Consider the following 20,397-nt stretch of genomic DNA (forward strand, 5'->3'; position numbering starts at 1 on the left):
CTATCGTTCCTCTCCCGGGTCCCAGTCCAGCAGGCGGACCTTGGCGACCGTACGGACGTGGCGGCGCATCGCGGCGGCGGCCTGCCGGGGCAGGCGGTCGGCGATCGCGTCGAGGATGGCCCGGTGCTGGGCCAGGGAGCGGCCGGGCCGGCCGGGCTGGCGGAGGGACTCGGTGCGGCTCTCGGCGATCTGGCGGGCGATGGAGCGCATGAACTCCGCGAGCAGGCTGCTGTGCGCCGCCGCCGTCACCGCCGCGTGGAACAGGCGGTCGCCCTCGACGCCGTGCCCGCCCCGCTCGATCTCCTCGGCCATGACGGCCAGCGCGGACCGCATCGCGGCCAGGTCGTCCTCCGTGCGGCGCTCGGCGGCCAGTTCGGCGAGCTTGGTCTCCAGCGCCTCGCGGGCCTCCAGGACGTCCGGGAGGCGCCGACGGCGTTCGACCATCTTCTCGACGGGCTCGACGTCGAGGCTGTCGCGCACCAGGTACGTCCCGCCACCGTGCCGCGCCTCCACCAGGCCCTGGACCTCCAGGACCACGATCGCCTGCTTCACCGAGGCCCGGCTGACGCCGAGGCGCTGGGCGAGGTCCCGTTCGGGCGGCAGGCGGTCACCGGTCCGCAGGCCGCCGTCGGCGACGTACTGGCGCAGCCGCTCCAGCACCTGTTCGTACAGGCGCCGCTTGGTCATGGGGCGCAGGGCGTCGGTCACGGTTCCCCCTCTCGCCGGGAGCGTAACACCGGGCCGACCGTGGCCGAGTGGCTGAGCCAATTCGTGCGCGACCCCTTGACTCGGCCTCGGAGCGGGCCCACGCTGACCGACCAGTCGCACCGTCCAAGTGGCTCAGCCACTCTGCCAATGGTCAGCCTCGGGAGCCCCCGCATGTCCCCCGAACTCGTCTCGATCCTCGTCCTCGTGGTGGTGTTCGTCATCGCCACCACCCGCTCCGTCAACATGGGCGCCCTCGCCTTCGCCGCCGCCTTCGGGGTGGGCACGCTCGTCGCGGACCTCGACGCGGACGGCATCTTCGCCGGTTTCCCCGGCGACCTGTTCGTCGTCCTCGTCGGTGTCACCTACCTGTTCGCGATCGCCCGGGCCAACGGCACCACCGACTGGCTGGTGCACGCCGCCGTCCGGCTGGTGCGGGGGCGTGTGGCGCTGATCCCGTGGGTGATGTTCGCGCTCACCGGCGCGCTCACGGCGATCGGCGCGGTCAGCCCGGCGGCGGTCGCGATCGTCGCGCCGATCGCGCTGAGCTTCGCCACCCGGTACTCGATCAGCCCGCTGCTCATGGGCACGATGGTGGTGCACGGCGCCCAGGCCGGCGGCTTCTCGCCGATCAGCATCTACGGGTCGATCGTCAACGGCATCGTGGAGCGCGAGGACCTGCCGGGCAGCGAGGTCACCCTCTTCCTGGCCTCGCTGATCGCCAACGTCCTGATCGCGGGCGTGCTCTTCGCGCTCTTCGGCGGGCGGAAGCTGTGGGCGCGGGGTTCGGTACCGACGGACGGCACCGGCGGGGCGGGCACGGAGCCCGCGGGCAAGGAACCTCCGGGCACCGGCACAATGCCCGGCGTCGGCACCGGTTCCGGTGCCCCCACCGCCGTCGCCGTCCGCCCCGACCAGGACACCGACGACGGCACCGGCGCCGGTCTCCGCCTCACCCCCGCCCGGATCGCCACCCTCAGCGCCCTGGTCGCCCTCGTCGTGGCCGTCCTCGGCTTCGACCTGGACGCGGGGCTGACCGCGGTCACCCTCGCCGTCGTGCTGAGCACCGCCTGGCCGGCCGACAGCCGTCGCGCGGTGGGCGAGATCGCCTGGTCCACGGTGCTGCTGATCTGCGGTGTCCTCACGTACGTCGGTGTGCTGGAGGAGATGGGCACCATCACCTGGGCCGGCGAGGGCGTCGGCGGGATCGGCGTCCCGCTGCTGGCCGCCGTGCTGCTCTGCTACATCGGCGCGATCGTGTCGGCCTTCGCCTCGTCCGTGGGCATCATGGGTGCGCTGATCCCGCTGGCGGTGCCGTTCCTCGCGCAGGGCGAGATCGGGGCGGTCGGCATGGTGGCGGCGCTCGCGGTGTCCGCGACGGTCGTGGACGTCAGCCCGTTCTCGACCAACGGCGCGCTGGTGCTGGCCGCGGCGCCGGACGTCGACCGCGAGCGGTTCTTCAGGCAACTGATGGTGTACGGGGGGATCGTGGTGGCGGCCGTGCCCGCGCTGGCGTGGCTGGTGCTGGTCGTCCCCGGCTTCGGATAGGCCCAGGTCGGGAACCGGCCATCGCGAACAGCAGAGAATCGACTAAGGAGTACGACGCGTGTCCTCTCTCTTCCCCGCCCTCTCCCCGGCCGCGACCGGTGCCGGGGCCGACCGGCCGGCCCTGCGTTTCGGCGAGCGCTCCCTGACGTACGGGCAACTGGCCGCGGCGGCGGGTGGCACGGCCGACCGCATCCGCGGGGCCGGGCGCGTCGCCGTCTGGGCGACACCGGCGATGGAGACCGCCGTCGCCGTCGTGGCGGCGCTGCTGGCCGGGGTCCCCGCCGTGCCGCTCAACCCGAAGTCGGGCGACAAGGAGCTCGGGCACATCCTGTCCGACAGCGAGCCGTCACTCGTCCTGGCTCCCCCCGGCGTCGAACTCCCGCCCGCCCCGGGCGCCCTGGAGCGGATCGACGTCGACGTGCACGCCACCGGCCCCGTCCCCGAGGACCGCGCCGACGACGGAGCCCCCGCCCTCGTCGTCTACACCTCCGGCACCACCGGCCCGCCCAAGGGCGCGGTCCTCCCGAGGCGCGCGCTGGCGACGACCCTGGACGCGCTCGCCGACGCGTGGCGGTGGACGGACGACGACGTGCTGGTGCAGGGGCTGCCGCTGTTCCACGTGCACGGCCTGGTGCTGGGCATCCTCGGCCCGCTGCGGCGCGGCGGGTCCGTGCGGCACCTGGGCAGGTTCACCACCGAGGGCGCGGCCCGTGAGCTGAACGACGGCGCGACCATGCTCTTCGGGGTGCCGACGATGTACCACCGCATCGCGGAGGCACTGCCCGCCGAGCCGGAGCTGGCGAAGGCGCTGGCCGGGGCCCGGCTGCTGGTGTCGGGCTCGGCGGCGCTGCCCGTGCACGACCACGAGCGCATCGCCGCCGCCACCGGACGCCGGGTGATCGAGCGGTACGGCATGACGGAGACGCTGATGAACACCAGCGTGCGGGCGGACGGCGAGCCGCGCGCCGGGACGGTGGGCGTGCCGCTGCCGGGCGTCGAGCTGAGGCTGGTGGAGGAGGACGGCACCCCGATCGCGGCGCTGGACGGAGAGAGTGTGGGCGAGATCCAGGTGCGCGGCCCGAACCTGTTCACCGAGTACCTGAACCGCCCCGACGCCACCGCCGCCGCCTTCACCGAGGACGGCTTCTTCCGCACCGGCGACATGGCGGTGCGCGACCCCGACGGCTACGTCCGCATCGTCGGCCGCAAGGCCACCGACCTGATCAAGAGCGGCGGGTACAAGATCGGGGCCGGTGAGATCGAGAACGCGCTCCTCGAAAACCCGGAGGTGCGGGAGGCGGCCGTCACCGGGGAGCCCGACCCGGACCTCGGTGAGCGGATCGTGGCGTGGATCGTGCCGGCCGACCCCGCCTCGCCGCCCGCCCTGGAGACCCTCGCCGACCACGTCGCCGGGCGGCTCGCCCCGCACAAGCGGCCCCGCGTGGTCCGGTACGTGGACGCGCTGCCGCGCAACGACATGGGGAAGATCATGAAGCGGGCGCTGACCGATGGCTGACCGCCTGTCCGCGCGGGCCTTCCTCGCCCTGCTCACCGACGACTTCTCCGAACTCCCCCACCCACCGGGCCGGCCGGAGCCGCCCGACGGCCCTCTCGGCTGGGACGGTTACGGCGCCTCCCGCGCCCGCGCCGCCGAGCGCACGGGCGAGGCGGAGTCCGTGGTCTGCGGCACCGGACGCGTCGAGGGGACCCGGGCGGTGCTGCTGGCCTTCGAGTTCGGCTTCCTCGGCGGCTCGCTGGGCCGGCACACCGGTGACCGGCTGGAGGCCGCTCACGCGTACGCCCGCGAACACCGGCTGCCGGTGGTGCCGTTGGTCGCGACCGGCGGCAGCCGGATGCAGGAGGGGATGCTCGCGCTGACCCAGCTCCAGCGGGTGGCCCGGCAGGCGGCCCTCACCCGGGAGGCCGGGCTGCCGCAGATCGCCGTGTTGCGCGACCCTGCCACCGGCGGCGGATGGGCGACCCTGGGCGCGGGCGCCGACGTGGTCCTCGCGCTGCCCGGCGCCCAGGTCGGTTTCGCCGGGTCCCGGGTCCGGCCGCCGGCCGCCGACCCGGCGGCGTACACGGCCGAGGCACAGGTGGCGGCGGGCAGCGCGGACGCCGTGGTGCCGGCCGGTGAGCTGCGGGCGACGCTGGGGCGGTGGCTGCGGCTGCTGACCGCGCCGTCGGACGGACCGGCTCCCGTGCCGGAGCCGCTGGGGGCGCGGGACCTGCCGGTGAGCGGCTGGGACGCGGTCCGGCGGGCCCGCGCACCCGAACGCCCGCGCGCCGGGGCGTACCTGGACGCCTACCTCACCCACCGCGTCGCCCTGTCCGGCGACCGCTGTGGCGGCACCGACCCGGACGGCATGCTCTGCGGCTTCGGCGAGCACGCGGGCCGGACGGTGGCGTACGCCGCCCAGACCGGGAAGGCGACCCGGCCCGCCGGCTACCGCACCGCCGCGCGCCTGCTCCGCCTCGCGGACCGGCTCGGCATTCCGGTGCTGACCCTGGTGGACACCCCGGGCGCGGCCGGCGACGCGGAGGCGGAGCGGCGGGGTGCGGGCCCGGCCATCGCCGACCTGTTCGTCGCGATGGCGTCGGTGCGCACGCCGGTGACCACGCTGGTGATCGGCGAGGGCGGCTCGGGCGGGGCGCTGGCGCTGGCCGCGCCGGGGCGCACCTGGGCCACGCCGGACAGCTACTTCTCCGTCATCGCGCCGGAGCTCGCGGCGGCGATCCTGAAGCGGGGTCCGCAGGAGGTCGAGTCGACGGCGGATCAACTGCGCCTGCGCCCCACCGACTTGGCCGAGCTGGGCGTGATCCGAACAGGCGAGCAGTTGTTCCCTGGAACAGGTGATCGTCGCACTGAAGAGCGCATGTGACTGCAGAGACCAACGACACTTACGGTGTGCAAGCGACGGGCTGCAGACCGTAGTCGACGCACATGTCCCAAGCAGTACCGAGTCCCACACAGCACAGCGCAAGGAGCTGCACGATCATGAACCTTCTCACCGACATCCTCGCCGGCCTCGTCCACTTCGTCGGCCGGCTGGTCTGACGGTCCGGGAAACCAGGCGGCGCCGCCTCTTGTCCCAGGGAGGCGGCGCCGTCCGCTTGTCAGCGCACGGCCACGGCCCGCACGATCTCCTGCGTGACCGAGCCGCCCCGGTCGTCTCGCGCCGAGGCCCGCAGCGAGACGTGCCCGGCGTCACGGGGCACGCTCAGCGTCCCGGACCAGGACGCCTCCCCGTCACCGCCGCGCAGCCGGACGTCCTGCCAGGTCTTCCCGGCGTCGTACGACACCTCCAGCTCTCCGCCGCCGATCGTCCCGGTGTCCGGGGCACCGGCCACGTACTCGGCGCCGATCCCCACCCGCAGCTTCTTCCCGCCGCGCACCTTCCCCGCGAGGTCGGTGTCGACGTCGAAGGAGAGGTTGATCAGGGGGAGGTAGGTCCAGCGGTTCTCCGGCGTGGCGGCCGAACGGAAGGTCCACTCCGCGCGCCCCTCGGTCCCGAGGCCCCAGCGCCCTGCGTCGAGCGCGGTGTCGGTGACGAGCCTGTAGGTGCGCTCGTCGGCCGGCGCGTCGTCCACGTACGCGGCGGAACCCGCCCGCTGCTCGACCAGTTCGCCGTCCAGGTACATGGACGTGGTCTGCGACATCCCGCTGCCCTCGCTCCACACGTCGCCGAAGCCGGTGTGGTCGGGGCCGGAGTCGCCCCAGCCGGGGGCGTTGAACTGGAGCCGGTCGCCGGCCCGCTGCTGGCCCCAGCCCAGCCCGGTGCCGAGGCAGGGGTGCCACACCGGCTTGAACCAGTCGAGCCCGGTGCGCGAGCCTCCCCCGTACCGGAGCGTCCCCGACCGCTGTTCCAGCGCGCCGTCGACGGTCGTCACGGACTCGTGCCACAGCTGGCCGGGTCCGGTCGACACGTACTCGGTGCGCTCGGCCGGGAAGTCGATCCGCTCCTTGAAGCCGAGGCCGATCGGGAAGGTGTCGGTGATCGAGTACCGGAACTCGCCGCCGCTCGCGGGTTCGGCCGCGTGGTACCTGGTCCGCAGCTCCGCGAGGCCCCGGCGCCCCGGCTCGTAGGTGAGGTCCCGGTCGGGCACGGCGCCGCGATGGCCTTCGGACAGGTCGTACGTGTAGGGGCTGTTGCGCGTCCCGGTCATGTCGACGCGGCCGGCGTCCCGCAGCCGCTGTGCGTCGGCGGCGCTCACCGTGGCGATCTGCAGCGGCCGGTCGGCGTTGTCGGCCGTGCCCCACCAGGACATCAGCCGACCGGGCACGTCGTCGGTCACGAACAGCGCCTTCACGCCCGCGTCCTGCGCGGCCTGCGCGAGGTCCGTCGGCACGGTACCCCCGGTGAGCTCGGCGAGGACCGCCTTGCCCCGCGCGCCGTCCGGGAAGGGACCGTCCCCGACGTCCACCAGCGGCAGTCGGCGGCGGCCCTCGATCAGGGTGCCGCCCGACTGGACGACGGCCTCACCGATCCCCTTCACCTCCAGTGCCGGCTTGCCGAGCCGCCACACCGTCCGGTACTCGAAGTCGCCCTCGGTGACCTTCTTTCCGGTGGGCGCGGCGAAGACGCTGTCGTACGTCAGGGGCACCTGGACCGCACCGAACAGGTCGGAGCCGTTCGCGCTGCGGTCGTACTCCATGAGCAGTTGCCGCGTCTCGGTGCGCTTGTCGACGTCGGCGCTGATCTCGCGCAGCTCGGTGCCGTCGAGGGTGATCTCGCGGTCCCGGTCGACGACGACCTCGGGCGCCGCGAGGAAGCCGAGCCCGAGCGAGTCGGCGCCGCGACTGCCGCGCACGTCGAGGAAGGAGGTCAGGCTGTACGTCCCCGGCACGAGCCGCAGCTTCAGGGTTCCGGTGTCGCCGACGTGCGCGGGGAAGGGGTCGACGCCCTCGGCGAGGCGCTGGACGGTCAGGTCGGCCGGGGTGGCGGCACCGGCGCGGTCCTTGACGTGGACGGTGAGCGTGTACCGCTCCTCCTCCTTGACCAGCCCGACCGCCGTGTGCGCGACGGGCGTGCCGTCCGCGCCGGACGCCACGATCCGTCCGCTCGTCGTCCCGACGGGAGCCTTGGCACCGTCACCGGTGACGGTGGTGGAGGCGGTGCCGTGCGCGGGCACGGTGAGGGTGGTGTCGGCGAGGGTGGCGACGCCCTCGGGGGCGCCCTGCACGGACAGCCTCAACTCGACGTCGTCGGCTGAGAAGTTGGAGTAGGTGACGGTGCGGGTCACCGGCTCGTTCGCGTCGTACGGCCAGGAGTAGTGGCCGAGGTCGGCGCTTCCGGTGGCGGTGACCTCGGTGCCGATCGCGTCCGGCACGCTGACCCGGCCCGCGCCCAGCCGGTAGGCGGAGTCGTCGAGCCGCTTCGAGGTGGACATCAGCGCGTCCTTCAACTGCGCGCCGGTCCAGTCGGGGTGCCGCTCGGCGAGCAGGGCGGCCACGCCGGAGACGTGCGGCGTGGCCATCGACGTACCGTCCATGGAGGTGTAGTCGCCGCTGCCCTCGGCGAGCCGGGAGCGGGCGGCGAGGATGCCGACGCCCGGGCCCGACAGGTCGGGCTTGAGGGCGTCGTCCCCGTACCGTGGCCCGGCGCTGGTGAACCAGGCGGCCCGGTCGGCGGAGTCGACGGCGCCCACGGTCAGGGCGGAGTCGGCGGCGCCGGGCGAGCCGATGGAGGAGGGGGAGCCGGTGTTCCCCGCGGCGATGACGAAGAGGGCGCCGGTCTCGCGGGACAGGGCGTCGACGGCTTGTGCCATGGGGTCGGTGCCGTCGCTGGGCTCGGTGGAGCCGAGGCTCATGGAGACGATGTCGGCGTCCACGTCCCGGGCGGCCCACTCCATGCCGGCGATGATCTGGGACTCGCTGCCCGTGCCCTGGTCGGACAGGACCTTGCCGACCGCGAGGGTCGCGCCGGGCGCGACGCCCTTCTCCTTGCCGTCGGAGGCCGCGCCGCTGCCGCCGACGGTGGAGGCGACGTGCGTGCCGTGGCCGTGCCGGTCGGCGACCTCCTCACCCGGTATGAAGCTGCGGCTCTGCGCGACGCGGCCGTCCAGGTCGGGATGGCCGGCGTCCACGCCGCTGTCCAGCACGGCCACCGTGACGCCCTTGCCGGTGAGCCCGGCCTCCCAGGCCTCGGGCGTGCCGATCTGCGCGTTGGACTCGGCCATGGCGGCGCTGACCCGCCCGTCGAGCCACACGCCGTCGATGGTGGTGCCCCGACGGGTGAATTCCCGCCAGAATGTACGGCCCTTGTCCGCCTCGACGGCGACCCCGCGCACGCTGGGCAGCGACCGCGTCCGCTCGGCCCCCTTCAAGGCGGCGGCCCGGGCACCCTTCCCGTAGGTCACGATCAGCGGCAGCTCGCCGGTCTCGCTGTCGGCGAGCCCCTGCTCCAGCAGTTCCCCGATGTCGAAGAGCCGTGCGTCGAGGCTGCCGTCGCGCAGGTACGGCAACGCCTCGTCGGGCACGACCGTGGTCCGGCCGCCGGTGCTGCGGGTGTGCACGGCGCCGGTGGCGCCCTCGGGCCGCTCGACCGTGACGGTCCTCCGGCCGCCGCCGAGATCGCCCACGGCCACCCGGTCGCCGGTGACGAGGGTGACGGTGCGGGTGGCGTCGCGGGCGTTCGCGGACGGGGTGCCGGTCGCCGCCCCGGGCGGCTCCTGCGCCGCCGCCGTACCGGCCGGCAGCAGCGCGATCACGAGCCCCGCCGACAGGAGGGTCGCTCCGCGTCTGACTGGTCCTCTGGTCATCCACGTCTCTCTTCGTGTCGTCGTAGAGTGCTGTGACGATTGCTGGGAGCAGTCTCACGGGGCCTGTCGGGCTGAGGAGTTGACCAGGGGTGGCGGTTTGGCGCCCTGGCGGGTTTCCGCCAGCCCCGCGCGGGACCGGCGGCGGAAGACGGGACACCGCCGAGTACCGTCCGTCACAATGAGGTCCCGCACGGGTAGGACGGCACACGGGGAGCGAACGGCTTCATGGACCGGTTGGTCGAGTTCAGCACCGAGGACGGTGCGCGGGTGGTCGTCGAGGGCGTCGAGGACGAGGACGGCGCGCGACTGGTCTCGCGCGGTGACGGACCGGCACGGGCGGCGCGCACCTTCGAGGCTTCCCTGGAGGGCGTGCGGGCGGCGGCCGGGTCCGCGCTGCGGGTGTTCCGGGACGGCTCGCTCAGACCCGACTCGGTGGAGCTGGAGTTCGGGGTGAAACTGACCGCGGAGACCGGCGCGGTCATCGCGAAGGGGGCGGCCGAGGGGCATCTGGTGGTGAGGCTGAGCTGGTCGCCCCAGCACCTGGAGCGTCCGGAGGGACCGGACGCCGCGGGCCGGTCATGACCGGTGCCGCGTGGCACGCCCGCGTCGAGTGCGGCACGGAGGTCGGCGCCGGGTTCCTCGTCTCGAGGCGCCGGGTGCTCACCTGCGCGCATGTCGTCAGGTGGAGCGAGGACGCCACGGTCACGGTGACCTTTCCCGGCCACCGGGAGCTGGGCGAGCTGTCCGCCGCGGTCGCCGTGCACGGCGGCTGGCGGGGCGGCGCCGCCGACCGCGGCGACCTGGCCGTACTGGAGCTGGAGCGTGCAGTGCCGCTCACCCCGGCCGCATTCGCCCGCCCCGGCGCGGAACGGTCCGTACCCGCACCCGAGTTGGTCGCCTACGGCTTCCCGAAGGGGTACGACGAGGGCATGCTCGCCTCCTACCGGGCCGTGCCCGGCCCGCTGATCTCGGACGAGTGGGTCCAGTTGGAGGCACTGACGGGGCACGGGCAGCCGCTGGCGGCCGGGTTCAGCGGGGCGGCGGTGACACTGGCCGACGGCACGGTCGTCGGCATGGTCTCGGCGGTCGCGGGCGCCAGGGACGTACGCGTCGGCCGGATGCTGCCCGTCGAGGTCATGGCGCGCTACTGGCCCGAACTCGGCGAGCTGGTGCCCACGCCCGGGCACCGGTCGGACGCGCGCAGGCGGCTGTACGCACTGCTGCGCCGCGCCGAGGAGGCCGGCCTGGCGTGCGAACCGAACCGGCTGTACGTCTCCGCCATGGACGACTTCGCCCCGTCGCCGCCCGAAGGCGGTTTCGCCTCCCTGCGGGAAGCCGCCGCCTACGTCCAGTGGGAGGTGACGGAGCCGGGCGCCGTGGCCCGGTTCGCCGACCGGCTGGAGGAACTGCTGGAGGAACGGCCGCACGCCCTCCCGCCGCGGCCCGCGACGTGGTCGCCGATCGTCGTGGAGATCGACCACAGCGGGGCCGGCGCCGACCAGGTCACCGTCGAGGTGTCGGCCTACCGGGACGGGCGGCGCCGCCCGGTGGGCTCGCGCCGGATGGCCCGGAGCGCGGTGCGGGCCTTCGTGCAGGAGCGCATCGACGAGGCGTTCACCCAGCTCGATCCCGGCGCCGAGGAACTGATCACCTTCGTACTGCCGCGCGAGTGGCTCAACGAACCGGTCGCGCACTGGGCGTGCAGCGAGGACGACCCCACCCCGCTCGGCTGCGCCTACCCGCTGGTCGTCACCGACCGGTACCGCCACCGCAGTGGACGACTCCGCCACCAGCTGCGCAAGAGGTGGCGCGAACTCGGCGTCAGCCCGGGCGGGAAGCTGCACCGCGTCGAATGCGGGACCCGGGAGCGGCCGGCCGGGCTGCGCAAGCGGCTGCGGGACGAGGCGGAGCTGGCCGGTTTCGCCGCCCCGCCCCCGGCGGCCCGGGAGCACTTCGAGGTCGGCCTCAACCTCCCCGTCCCGGTACTGCTGTGGCCGCGCAGGGGCTGCCCCGGCGACGGGCACGACGGCGCCTGCTCCGGCACCGCGTTCCTCGACGAACTCGCCGTGTCCGTGGCTGGGGTCCCGCCGTCCGAACTCCCCCGTCTGGTCATGGAGCTGCGCGAGACGGCGGACGCGGCCGACGTCCCGGACGAGCACTGGGCGAGGGACGTCCAGCTGCTGTGGGACGACCCGCGCTGCTTCGCCGAGCCCGCCGCCCTGCTGCACTCACCCGTCGGCTGACCCGGCTCGCCCCGCACAGGAACCACCCGCCGCACCGATCGCTCGGAGAGAAGAACCATGCCCCTGTGGCCCGTCTACACCGGCGCGCCGGACCCGCACGACGGCATCACCAGGCTGCCCCCGCCCCCGCCCTGGCGTGACTTCGACGGCCGCCCGCTGCTGGATCCCCCGGACGACGACGGCGACTTCGCGCACGCCTCCCCCGACCGCGCCCACCGCGCCACGACCTACCAGGCGACCGAGCGCACCGTGCAGTTGGTCAACGCGGCCCTCTACCTGCGGCGGCCGCTGCTGGTCACCGGCCCGCCGGGCACCGGCAAGTCGTCCCTTGCCTACGCGGTCGCGCGGGAACTGCGGCTCGGGCCGGTCCTCAGGTGGAACATCACCAGCCGCAGCACCCTCCACGACGGCCTCTACACCTACGACCCGCTCTCCCGCCTCTACGCCGCGCGCCGGACCGCCGAACACCCCGGCCACCCGGCCGGCGGCACCGGCGTCGAGGACCACCTGCGCCTCGGCCCGCTCGGCACCGCCCTGCTGCCCTACGCCCGCCCCCGCGCCCTGCTCATCGACGAGATCGACAAGAGCGACCTCGACCTGCCGAACGACCTCCTGCACGTCCTGGAGGAGGGCCAGTACGAGATCCCCGAACTCGTGCGCGCCTCGCGGGACATCCCAGGCGGGCGGGCCGAGGTGCTCATCGACGGCACCGACCAGCGGGTGCCCGTCGAACGCGGCCGGGTCCGCTGCAACGCCTTCCCGTTCGTCGTCCTCACCAGCAACGGCGAGCGCGAGTTCCCCCCGGCCTTCCTGCGCCGCTGCGTCTCGCTGCGCCTGCGGCAGCCGGACGACGACCACCTCGCCGAGATCGTCCGCGCCCACCTGGGCGAGCCCGACGGATACGCCCGGCAGCTGATCGACCGGTTCCTGTCCCGCGTGGGCAGCGGAGAACTGGCCACCGACCAGCTCCTCAACGCCATCTACCTGGCCCGCTCCTCCGGCCTGGGCACCGAGTCCCTGGACGAGCTGGCGGAACAGCTGATGCCCTACCTGGGCCGGTCCCCGCAGCCCGACGCCTTCTGATGCCCGCCGACCGGCCCGGCCCACCGGACCCCCTGCCCCGCCTGGCCGACATCCTCGGCCGGGCGTCCTCGGGTGCCCGCCCCACACCGCTGGAACTGGCGGAACTGTTGTGGCTGGCGGGGCACATGGAGCCCGCGGACCAAGACTCGCCGGGCCCGTCGGAGGAGCCGCACCCACCGGCCCCGCTGGCCGACCGGCAGCCCCCGGAGCCCGCCCCGCCGCCCGCGACCGGCCCGGCGGCGCTGCGGCCCCGCGAGCCGCGGCGGGAGAACGGGCGGGGCCGGCCGGCCCCCGCGCCTGCGGCATCCGGGACGCCCGGCCCCCGCAGCCCCCTGCGCCTGCCCGCCCAGGCGCCGCCCGCGGGGACGGCGACGGCCGAACCGCACAGTGCCCTGCTCGTCCCCGCCCCGCCGATGCTGCCCCACCCGTTGGCGATCCAGCGGTCGCTGCGCCCGCTCAAACGCCGCGCGAACGCCCCGGTGGGCCGGGAAGTGGACGAGTCCGCGACCGCCGACCGCATCGCCCGGCTGGGCGTCGACCCCGAGTGGTGGCTGCCGGTGCTGCGCCCGGTGCGGGAGCGGTGGCTGCGTTTGAGCTTGGTGCACGACACGGGACCCACGATGCCCGTGTGGCAGCCCCTGGTGCGGGAACTGCACACCGCGCTCGCCCAGTCGGGCGTCTTCCGCACCGTCACCCTGCACCGGGCCGAGGCCGACGGCACCGTCCGCGACAACGGAGCCGAGGCACCCGCCGACGGCCGTACCGTCACCCTGCTGATCAGCGACTGCATGGGCCCCCAGTGGCGGGAGAGCCCGGCAGGCACGCGGTGGTTCGCCACGCTGCGCCGCTGGGCCCGGCACACGCCCCTCGCCGTCCTCCAGCCGCTGCCCGAGCAGCTGTGGCGGGACACCGCGCTGCCGCCCGTCGCCGGCCGACTGTCCGCCCCGCACCGGGCGGCGCCCAGCGCGGCGCTCGACTTCACGCCGTACGACACCACCGTCCCCCGGGCCCCCAGGGGGGCCACGCACGTCCCGGTGCTGGAGCCGGGCCCCGAGTGGCTGGCGAACTGGGCGTCCCTGGTCGCGAGCCCGGGCGGCACCGAGTACGCGGGCGCGGCAGCCGTCCTGCACCACCCGCTGCCGGCCGACGCCGAGGACCGCACCGACCTCTCGCGGCTGTCCGCGCGGGAACTGGTCCTGCGTTTTCGGGCGAACGCCTCCCCGCCGGCCTTCCGGCTGGCCGGCCACCTCGCGCTGGGGCGCCCCGACCTGCCGGTGATGCGGCTGGTGCAGGCCGCCGTCGAACCCGACCCGCTCCCGAGTCACCTCGCCGAGGTCATCCTCAGCGGCCTGCTCTCCACCGTCCCCGGGCCACCCGGTTCGTACGCGTTCCGACCCGGCGTCCGCGAACTGCTCCTGCGCGGGCTGCCCCGCACCGCCCGCGACCGCACCCACGAGCTGCTGCTGCGCACCGGGGGCCTGATCGACGAGCGCGCGGGACGCTCGCCAGGCGAGTTCAGCGCGCTGATCCCCTCCCGGGACGGGACCGAACGCGCCAACGGGAACGAGACGTTCGCGGCGATCAGCCAGGAAAGCGCACGACAGCTCGCCGCGCGCGCCCGGCCGCCGGCCGCGTCGCCCTTCCCGCCCGCGCCGGCCGCGCGCTACCGGCCGGTGCGTCGGCTCTCGCCGGCCGGGAGGATGTGGCTGGCGGAGGACACCGAGACCAACCGGACGGTGACGGTCCGGCTGCACGACCCGCTCCCCGGACCCGCGGCGCGCCGGGCGTTCGTGCGCGGTGTCCGGCGCCTGACGCGGATCGACCACCCCAACGTGGTGACCGTCCTCGACGGCGGTGTCGAGGAGGACGTCCCGTACGTCGTCATGGAGTACCTGGACGGCATCGCGCTGAACGCGCTCGTCCGCTCGAACGGCCGGCGGCTGCCGCCGCCGCTCACGGTGTCGGTGGGGGCGCAGCTCGCCCGCGCGCTCGGCGCCCTGCACGCGGCGGGTACCACGCACGGCCATCTGGAGGCGTCCCGGGTCGTCCTGCTGCCGGACGGCACGGCCCGGCTCAGCCTCTTCGAACCGGGGCGCACCTCCGGCCCGGCAGGGCACTCCGAGGACCTGCGGGCCCTGTGCGACGTCATGCTGCTGCTGACGTCGGGAACCTCGCGCCTGACCGTCCCGATCGAGTCCCGTCGGCTGGACCGGCTGCCCGAGGCCCTGCGCATCGACTACGCGCACGCCTTCGACCAGCTGATGTTCCCGTCGCTGGAGACCCAGACCCGGGGCCGGGACCTGCTCACGCATCCCGGCCTGCTCACGCGGGCCCGGGAGGCGTACGAGCCGCGCCGGTACCGCGCCCTGGGCCCGCTGCGGGTCGACCTCCCGGACGGCTCCCCCACGCTGCCGCCCGCCGTCCGCGCGCTGCTCGCCACTCTGCTGCTCAAGCCCGGCCGCACGGTGACGCACGAGGAGCTGCGGTGGGGGCTGTGGGACCCGGGTGACGAGCCGCGCGACCCGCGGGCCGAGGTGACCGGGGCGGCCGGGGAACTGGCGGCCCTCCTGGGGCCGGGCGTACTGGTGACGTCGGCCCACGGCTACGCCCTGCACACCAGCGCCGACCACGTGGACGTGGTGCACTGCGACGAACTGGTGCGCCGCGCCGACGCGGCGGCTCTGGAGGGCTCGCCGGCCGAGGCCCGCGACCTTGTCACACAGGCGCTGGCGCTGTGGCACGGCCCGGAGCCCCTGGCGGACGTGCCGGGCCCCGCTGCCCGCACCGCCCGCACCCGCCTGGCCCGCCTGCGCCTCGCCCTGCACACCAAGCGGGCCGAACTCGACCTGACTCTCGGCGACTACGACCGGGCCGCCACCGATCTGGCCGGTCTGCTGCGCGCGCACCCGCACCGCGAGGACTTCCGCCGCCTGTACCTGCTCGCGCTGCGCCGCCAGGGCCGGGGCGAGGAGGCGCTGGAGGTGTACGAGGAGTACGAACTGTCCGGCGGGCGGAGCCCGGCACTGGTGGCGCTGGGCCGGGAACTGCGCGAGGAGCACGGGCAGGCGGACGAAGCCCAGCGCGAGGAATCCGGGCAGTCGACGGCCCAGCACACCCGGCACGACCTCCTGTCCCCGCCCGACGAGCTGCCCGAGGGCCCCTTCCCCACGGAGGACGACCTCTGGACACCCCTGCTGGGGGACCCGGAGGAAGAGGAGCAGCGACCTGACACGCTCGTGGGCAGTGGTGCCTGGGGAGACGGCCCGGACGACGACCCGGACCTGGATCCCGCGACGGCCATGGAGCGGGCGGAGATCCTCGCGGAGGTCGCGGCGCAAGAGGCGGAGGCGGACGACGGCGTCGACACCGACCTCCGCGTCTGCGCCCGCTTCACGTTCGCCGAGGGTCTCAGCGGCGACGAGGCCCTCGCGGCCCTGTCCCACCTCGTCACCGGCCTGCTGGCGGACAGCGGGCTGGAGGAGCATGCGTACGACCCCTTCTCGGGCCGGGCGGGGTTCCTCGTACGACTGGCGCCCGGGGTGCAGGCCACCCGCCTCCTGCGAGCGACCGTGGAGAAGCTGCCCGAGCGGCTGGCCCACGTGGGCAGCCTGCGGCTGGTGTCGGAGTTCTGGCAGGAGGAGTCCCGCCCGGACGGCGGCGAGGTGCAGGTCTTCCGCGCCGACGCCCGGTCGGTCGGCACCGCGCTGGACACCGCCGCCGCCGCGCAGGCGATCGTCGTGCTCTCGGCTCCCCTCTACCACGACGAGGTGGACGAGGAGGGCCAGGACGGCCCTGCCTACGCCCCGGGCCTCTTCCGCCCCCTGGACGACGGCACGGGCTGGTATCACGTGGTCGGGCAGGCCGGTTCCGGCGTCGGGAGGCCGCGCACCGGCACGGTCAGGGGGCCCTTCCCCCTGCCGGCCGGCGGTCGGCTCCCGCTGCCGCCTGACGACTCGGCGGCCGTCGTCGTGCGCCTGCGCGACGGCCGTTTCGTCCCGGCTGACTCCTGGTCGGCGCACCGGTCCGGCGGCGGCCCGGCGACGCACTACTTCGACGTCGACCTGAGCGAGCACCGAATCGCCACCGACATCCCCGGTGTCGAGCTGGCGTGGCGTGTGGACGACCCGGTCAGGGCCGTGGAGGCCAGGGAGAGCCGCGAACCGGGGGCGAAGGGCTTCGACGGCATCCACTGGCTTCCGTACGATCCCGGCCGCGCGCCGGACATGCCGGGCCACCGCACCCGGTGGGTCCGTCCCGCCCCCTACCGCAGCCGCCTGGCCTTCCTCCGCGGCCCCGATCCACGCGCAGCCGAATCTCCGTCAGACCTCATCGCCAACTCCCGTTGCGTGATCCTGGGCTTCGACGGAGTGCTGGCCCGGTTTTACCGGCCGGGTGTCGAGCGGGAGGTGTTGCTGGACGCGGCACGACTGATCGCTGACCGGCGCGCCCCGCAGGACGCGCTGGCCGGGCATCCACTGCTCGACGCGGGCGGGCCCGTGCCGGCGCTGGAGGGACACCCGAGCACCCTCGACCTGCTCCGGGCCTTCGCCCGGCACCCGCTGGCCGAGGATCTTCGCCGTCTGGTCGACCGGCACGACGAGCGGGCGGCGCTGACGGCCCATCCCAGCCGGACCGCCGAGCAACTGGTGCGTACGCTGCACGCGCGGCAGGCTCCGGTGGCCGTGGTGACCGATCGGGCGCTCGGCCCGGTGGCCGGCTACCTGGAGCGCCGAGGACTGACTCATTGCCTGCGGGGAGGGCTGCACGGACGGGCCTCCGACCTCACCCGGTTGCTGCCCGACCCGCGGGGCCTCCATCCGGTCCTCGACCGGCTGGGGGTCCCGGCCGCCACGTGCGTGCTGGTCGGCTCCACCGTGGCCGAGTTGACCGCGGCCCGTACGACCGGTATGCGATTCATCGGACACGCACGCGACGAAGAGACCCGCAGGCGCCTGCGCGCCTCGGGTGACGTGCCGCTGGTCTCCGGCCTGCGCCTGCTGCTCTCCGCTGCCCAGAGCCGCTGACCGCACCCCCCCGTTCGGCGGCCCCCCGCCCGGCCCCCTCCAAGACGCGCCCGCCCCCTCCCCCACGCACGATGCCAAGGAGGCCGGCCACCAGCCGGCCCCGCACGGTCCGCGCTCTCGGGAGGATCTGCCATGACCGCCAGTACCGCCAGTCTGGAGCAGCTGCGCCGCTGCCACTTCGCCGTCGACCTGGGCGCGGCGCGGACGCGCGTGTACGTCAAGGGCGTCGGGCTCGTCGTCGACCAGCCGTCCGCCGCCGCGGTCAACACCCGCACCGGCGCGCTCATCGCGGTCGGTGAGTTCGCGGAGAAGATGACGGGTCGCACCCCCGGCTACATCCGCGTCGTACGGCCCGTCTCCGGCGGCACGGTCGTCGACATCGAGATGGCCCAGCGCATGCTGCGGCACCTGCTCGGCGACAAGATCCGCCGCGCCCTGCGCCGCAAGCCCCGGCTGCGCGCCGCCGTGTGCACCCCGCACGACGCGGATCCCCTCTCCCGGCGGGCGGCGATCGAGACGCTGGTCGGGCTCGGCGCGCGCCGGGTGGAACTCGTCGACACGCTGATCGCCGCGGCGGTCGGCTGCGGGCTACCGGTGGAGCAGCCCGAGGCGACCATGATCATGGTGTGTGGGGCGCACGCCACGCAGGTCGCGGTGCTCTCGCTCGGCTCGATCGTGGCCGCGGAGCGCATCCCGGTCGGCGGGGAGGCCGTCGACCACGCGATCGTGCAGCTCCTGCGCCACCACCACGAACTGGTGTTGCCCAGCCAGTCCGTGCGCCCGTTGCAGATCGCCCTCTCCGGCAACGGCCTGACCCCGCAGGGGCCCGCGTCCACGGAGATCCACGGCCGGGACGTGGCGACCGGGCTGGCGCGCAGCGTGCGGGTCGACACCGCCGCCGTGCGCAACGCCATCCAGACGCCGCTGACCGCGGTGCTCGACGGGATCGGCAAGGTGCTGCGGGACTGCCCGCCGGACCTGGTCGCGGACCTCGCCGACCGCGGCATCATGATGGTCGGGGGCAACGCGCTGCTCCCCGGCTTCGACCAGATGCTGCGGCAGGCGACCGGCATGCCGGTGCACATCGCGGAGCGTCCCGACGTGTGCGCGGTCCAGGGCCTCGGCATCATGCTGGAGGGCCGCATCGAGCCGCTGGCGCTGAACCCGACGTCGGCCGACTGACCCTCGGCGCGGGAGAACGCGGGCCGGAACCGACGACACCGACGAAGCCGTACGGCATGAGCGGCCGGCCCGCGCCCCGACTGACCCGCCTCCTCGAAGCGGTCCCGCAGGTCGGCACCGACCTGGATTGGCGCAGCACCCTGCAGCACGTCGGCGCCCGCCCTGGTCCTCGCCGACGCCGGGCGCGGCCGGGAACGGCTCGCCGTCTACGAGGACCGGGACCGCATCGTCCGGGACCTCGACGATCTGGTGGTGCAGCGGCTGTTCGCCACCACGCGGCGCCGCCCCGGGCGCGGACGACGTCCGGGACATCCTCGGCCGGGCGGTGGACGAGCTGCGGTCCACGGTCCAGGAGGTCCGTACGACGATCCTGGCGCTGCGCCGGCCCCCGGCCGGCCCGCCCACCGGGCTGCGCGGCAGGGTGCTGCGGGAGACCGCGTCCGCCGCCGCCCGGCTCGGCTTCCCGCCGTCCACGCACTGCACCGGCGCGGTCGACACCCGCGTACCGGACCGGTCCGGGGACGGTCTGCTCACCGCACTGCGCCAGGCCCTGTCCGACACGGCCGGCCGCCCGGGGGTGACCCGGCGCGGCACGGTCCTGCCCCGCGCGTGCTCGAAGCGGCGGGCGAGGCGGCGGTCGCGTCGACGACGGCCGGCGCCTTCGCCCCCACGGACCGTTCACTGCCCGGACCCGGGTGTAGTCACCCGTCCGGTGGGCAGGTGCACCAACAGGGCCGCCGGACCACCGCGGCCGGACCGGGACCCGGTCCCTCGCTACGGTCCGTCGGCCGACGGGGGCTGCGTGACGTTGCGAACGTCTGCCGGGGACCGACATGGACGGACAAGGCGGTGACATGACCTCAGCGGCACCTCCACGTCTGGCGGGTAGTCCCGCCACCCTGGTCATCGACGGCCGGGTGGACACCGACCGGGCGCTGCTCGCCCCACGGGGAGAACTCGTTCACGGCTGCGCGGACATCCTGGCCGAGGTCCTGGCCGCGCTGCCGGCCGGTATCGGCCGGGTGGACCTGGACATGGGCGACGTGACGTTCATGGACACGGCCGGGCTCCAGTTCCTGGACCTGCTCGGCGGTTACAGCCACCGGCAGGCGGTGCCCGTGACGGCGACGAACTGGCACGGCCAGCCGCTGCGCATCCTGGAACTGGCCGGCCTGGACACCTCCGACCCCCTGCGCGCCACGGCCCACCGGCCGGAGCCCGAGCGGAAGCCGGAGCAGGAGCCGGAAACCGGGCCTCCCGCCGCCCCCTCGCCCCCCGCCGAACAGCTGCACGTCCTCCAGGAGGAGGTGGAGCAGCTGCGCCGGGCGATCGCCTCCCGCCCGGTCATCGACCAGGCCCGGGGCGTACTCATGGCGCTGCACGCCTGCACCTCGGACGAGGCGTGGCACATCCTGCGGGAGGCCTCCCAGCTGTCCAACACCAAGCTGCGCACGGTGGCCGCGGCGGTCACCGCCGGCGCCGAGAGCGACGGCCCGCCCCCACCGCCCGAGGTGCGCACGGCCCTGCGGACGGCGCTGGCCCGCTTGCGCCGCTGAGACCGGGCCCGGTGTGATGCCGGGCGTGTCGGAGGGGTACCCGGCCACGGACCCGCCCGGTATCCGTCCGGCACGAGGAGGCACCACGATGAGCGAGCAGACCCCGTCCCAGGCAGAAGGCGAACGCGACGACGAGCAGAACCGCCAGGAGGGCCCCGACCCGGCGCAGACCACTCCCTCCCAGGCGGAGGGCGAGCGCGACGAGGAGGACGCCACGGAGAACGTGCGGGACCGGTAGCCCGGCGCGGCGCCACCGTCCGGAAAAGGTTTCTGCGGAAGGTGGCGCGAAGTGGG

At 74.9% G+C, this 20,397-nt stretch carries 12 protein-coding genes and 1 pseudogene; 11 read left to right on the plus strand and 2 right to left on the minus strand.

Annotation, left to right across the window (positions count from 1 at the left end):
• Positions 1–708, minus strand: coding sequence for a FadR/GntR family transcriptional regulator (locus tag IE142_RS01125; RefSeq protein ID WP_191883955.1), 708 nt, complete (start codon positions 706–708; stop codon positions 1–3).
• A gap of 171 nt (positions 709–879) precedes the next feature.
• Between IE142_RS01125 and IE142_RS01130 the strand changes: the two genes are divergently transcribed.
• The 3 genes from IE142_RS01130 to IE142_RS01140 are packed head-to-tail and all read left to right on the plus strand — an operon-like array spanning position 880 to position 5,135.
• Entirely contained in the window at positions 880–2,253 is a 1,374-nt protein-coding gene (locus IE142_RS01130; protein ID WP_191883956.1) for an SLC13 family permease, read from the plus strand.
• 58 nt (positions 2,254–2,311) lie between these two features.
• A complete protein-coding gene (locus IE142_RS01135) occupies positions 2,312–3,769 on the plus strand; it encodes an acyl-CoA synthetase (RefSeq protein ID WP_191883957.1) in 1,458 nt (485 codons plus the stop codon).
• Entirely contained in the window at positions 3,762–5,135 is a 1,374-nt protein-coding gene (locus tag IE142_RS01140; RefSeq protein ID WP_191883958.1) for a carboxyl transferase domain-containing protein, read from the plus strand. The genes IE142_RS01135 and IE142_RS01140 overlap by 8 nt, the downstream gene beginning before the upstream one ends.
• Before the next feature lie 235 nt (positions 5,136–5,370).
• Here IE142_RS01140 and IE142_RS01145 read toward each other — a convergent pair whose 3' ends face one another.
• Positions 5,371–9,015: a S8 family serine peptidase gene (locus IE142_RS01145; protein ID WP_191883959.1), complete on the minus strand. Its 3,645-nt coding sequence runs from the start codon at positions 9,013–9,015 to the stop codon at positions 5,371–5,373.
• A 225-nt stretch (positions 9,016–9,240) separates the two neighbouring features.
• On the opposite strand from IE142_RS01145, the gene IE142_RS01150 reads away from it, so the two are divergent.
• The 8 genes and pseudogenes from IE142_RS01150 (at position 9,241) to IE142_RS01180 (ending at position 20,341) form a co-directional block, all read left to right on the plus strand.
• Positions 9,241–9,597: a CU044_2847 family protein gene (locus IE142_RS01150; RefSeq protein ID WP_043373300.1), complete on the plus strand. Its 357-nt coding sequence runs from the start codon at positions 9,241–9,243 to the stop codon at positions 9,595–9,597.
• The gene (locus tag IE142_RS01155) at positions 9,594–11,258 is read left to right on the plus strand and encodes a VMAP-C domain-containing protein (protein WP_191883960.1); all 1,665 of its coding nucleotides are present in this window, start codon (positions 9,594–9,596) and stop codon (positions 11,256–11,258) included. Before IE142_RS01150 ends, IE142_RS01155 begins: the two co-directional genes overlap by 4 nt.
• Positions 11,259–11,315: 57 nt before the next feature.
• On the plus strand, positions 11,316–12,341 hold the full coding sequence (locus tag IE142_RS01160) for an AAA family ATPase (RefSeq protein ID WP_191883961.1): 1,026 nt from the start codon (positions 11,316–11,318) through the stop codon (positions 12,339–12,341).
• Positions 12,341–17,365 (plus strand): SAV_2336 N-terminal domain-related protein, encoded by a 5,025-nt coding sequence (locus IE142_RS01165; protein ID WP_191883962.1) that lies wholly within the window; start codon positions 12,341–12,343, stop codon positions 17,363–17,365. Before IE142_RS01160 ends, IE142_RS01165 begins: the two co-directional genes overlap by 1 nt.
• A 132-nt stretch (positions 17,366–17,497) precedes the next feature.
• Positions 17,498–18,547 carry a rod shape-determining protein gene (locus tag IE142_RS01170; RefSeq protein WP_191883963.1) on the plus strand — a complete coding sequence of 350 codons (1,050 nt, stop codon included), beginning with the start codon at positions 17,498–17,500 and terminating at the stop codon, positions 18,545–18,547.
• Positions 18,548–18,691: 144 nt separating this feature from the next.
• Positions 18,692–19,133: pseudogene (locus tag IE142_RS36245) on the plus strand (sensor histidine kinase); the annotation flags it as partial.
• A 268-nt stretch (positions 19,134–19,401) separates the two neighbouring features.
• Positions 19,402–20,103 (plus strand): ANTAR domain-containing protein, encoded by a 702-nt coding sequence (locus tag IE142_RS01175; protein WP_191883964.1) that lies wholly within the window; start codon positions 19,402–19,404, stop codon positions 20,101–20,103.
• Between the two features lie 88 nt (positions 20,104–20,191).
• Positions 20,192–20,341 carry a hypothetical protein gene (locus IE142_RS01180; RefSeq protein WP_191883965.1) on the plus strand — a complete coding sequence of 50 codons (150 nt, stop codon included), beginning with the start codon at positions 20,192–20,194 and terminating at the stop codon, positions 20,339–20,341.
• Positions 20,342–20,397 lie beyond the last annotated feature (56 nt).

The sequence above is a fragment of the Streptomyces mutabilis genome (assembly GCF_014649815.1).
GTDB lineage: Bacteria > Actinomycetota > Actinomycetes > Streptomycetales > Streptomycetaceae > Streptomyces > Streptomyces mutabilis.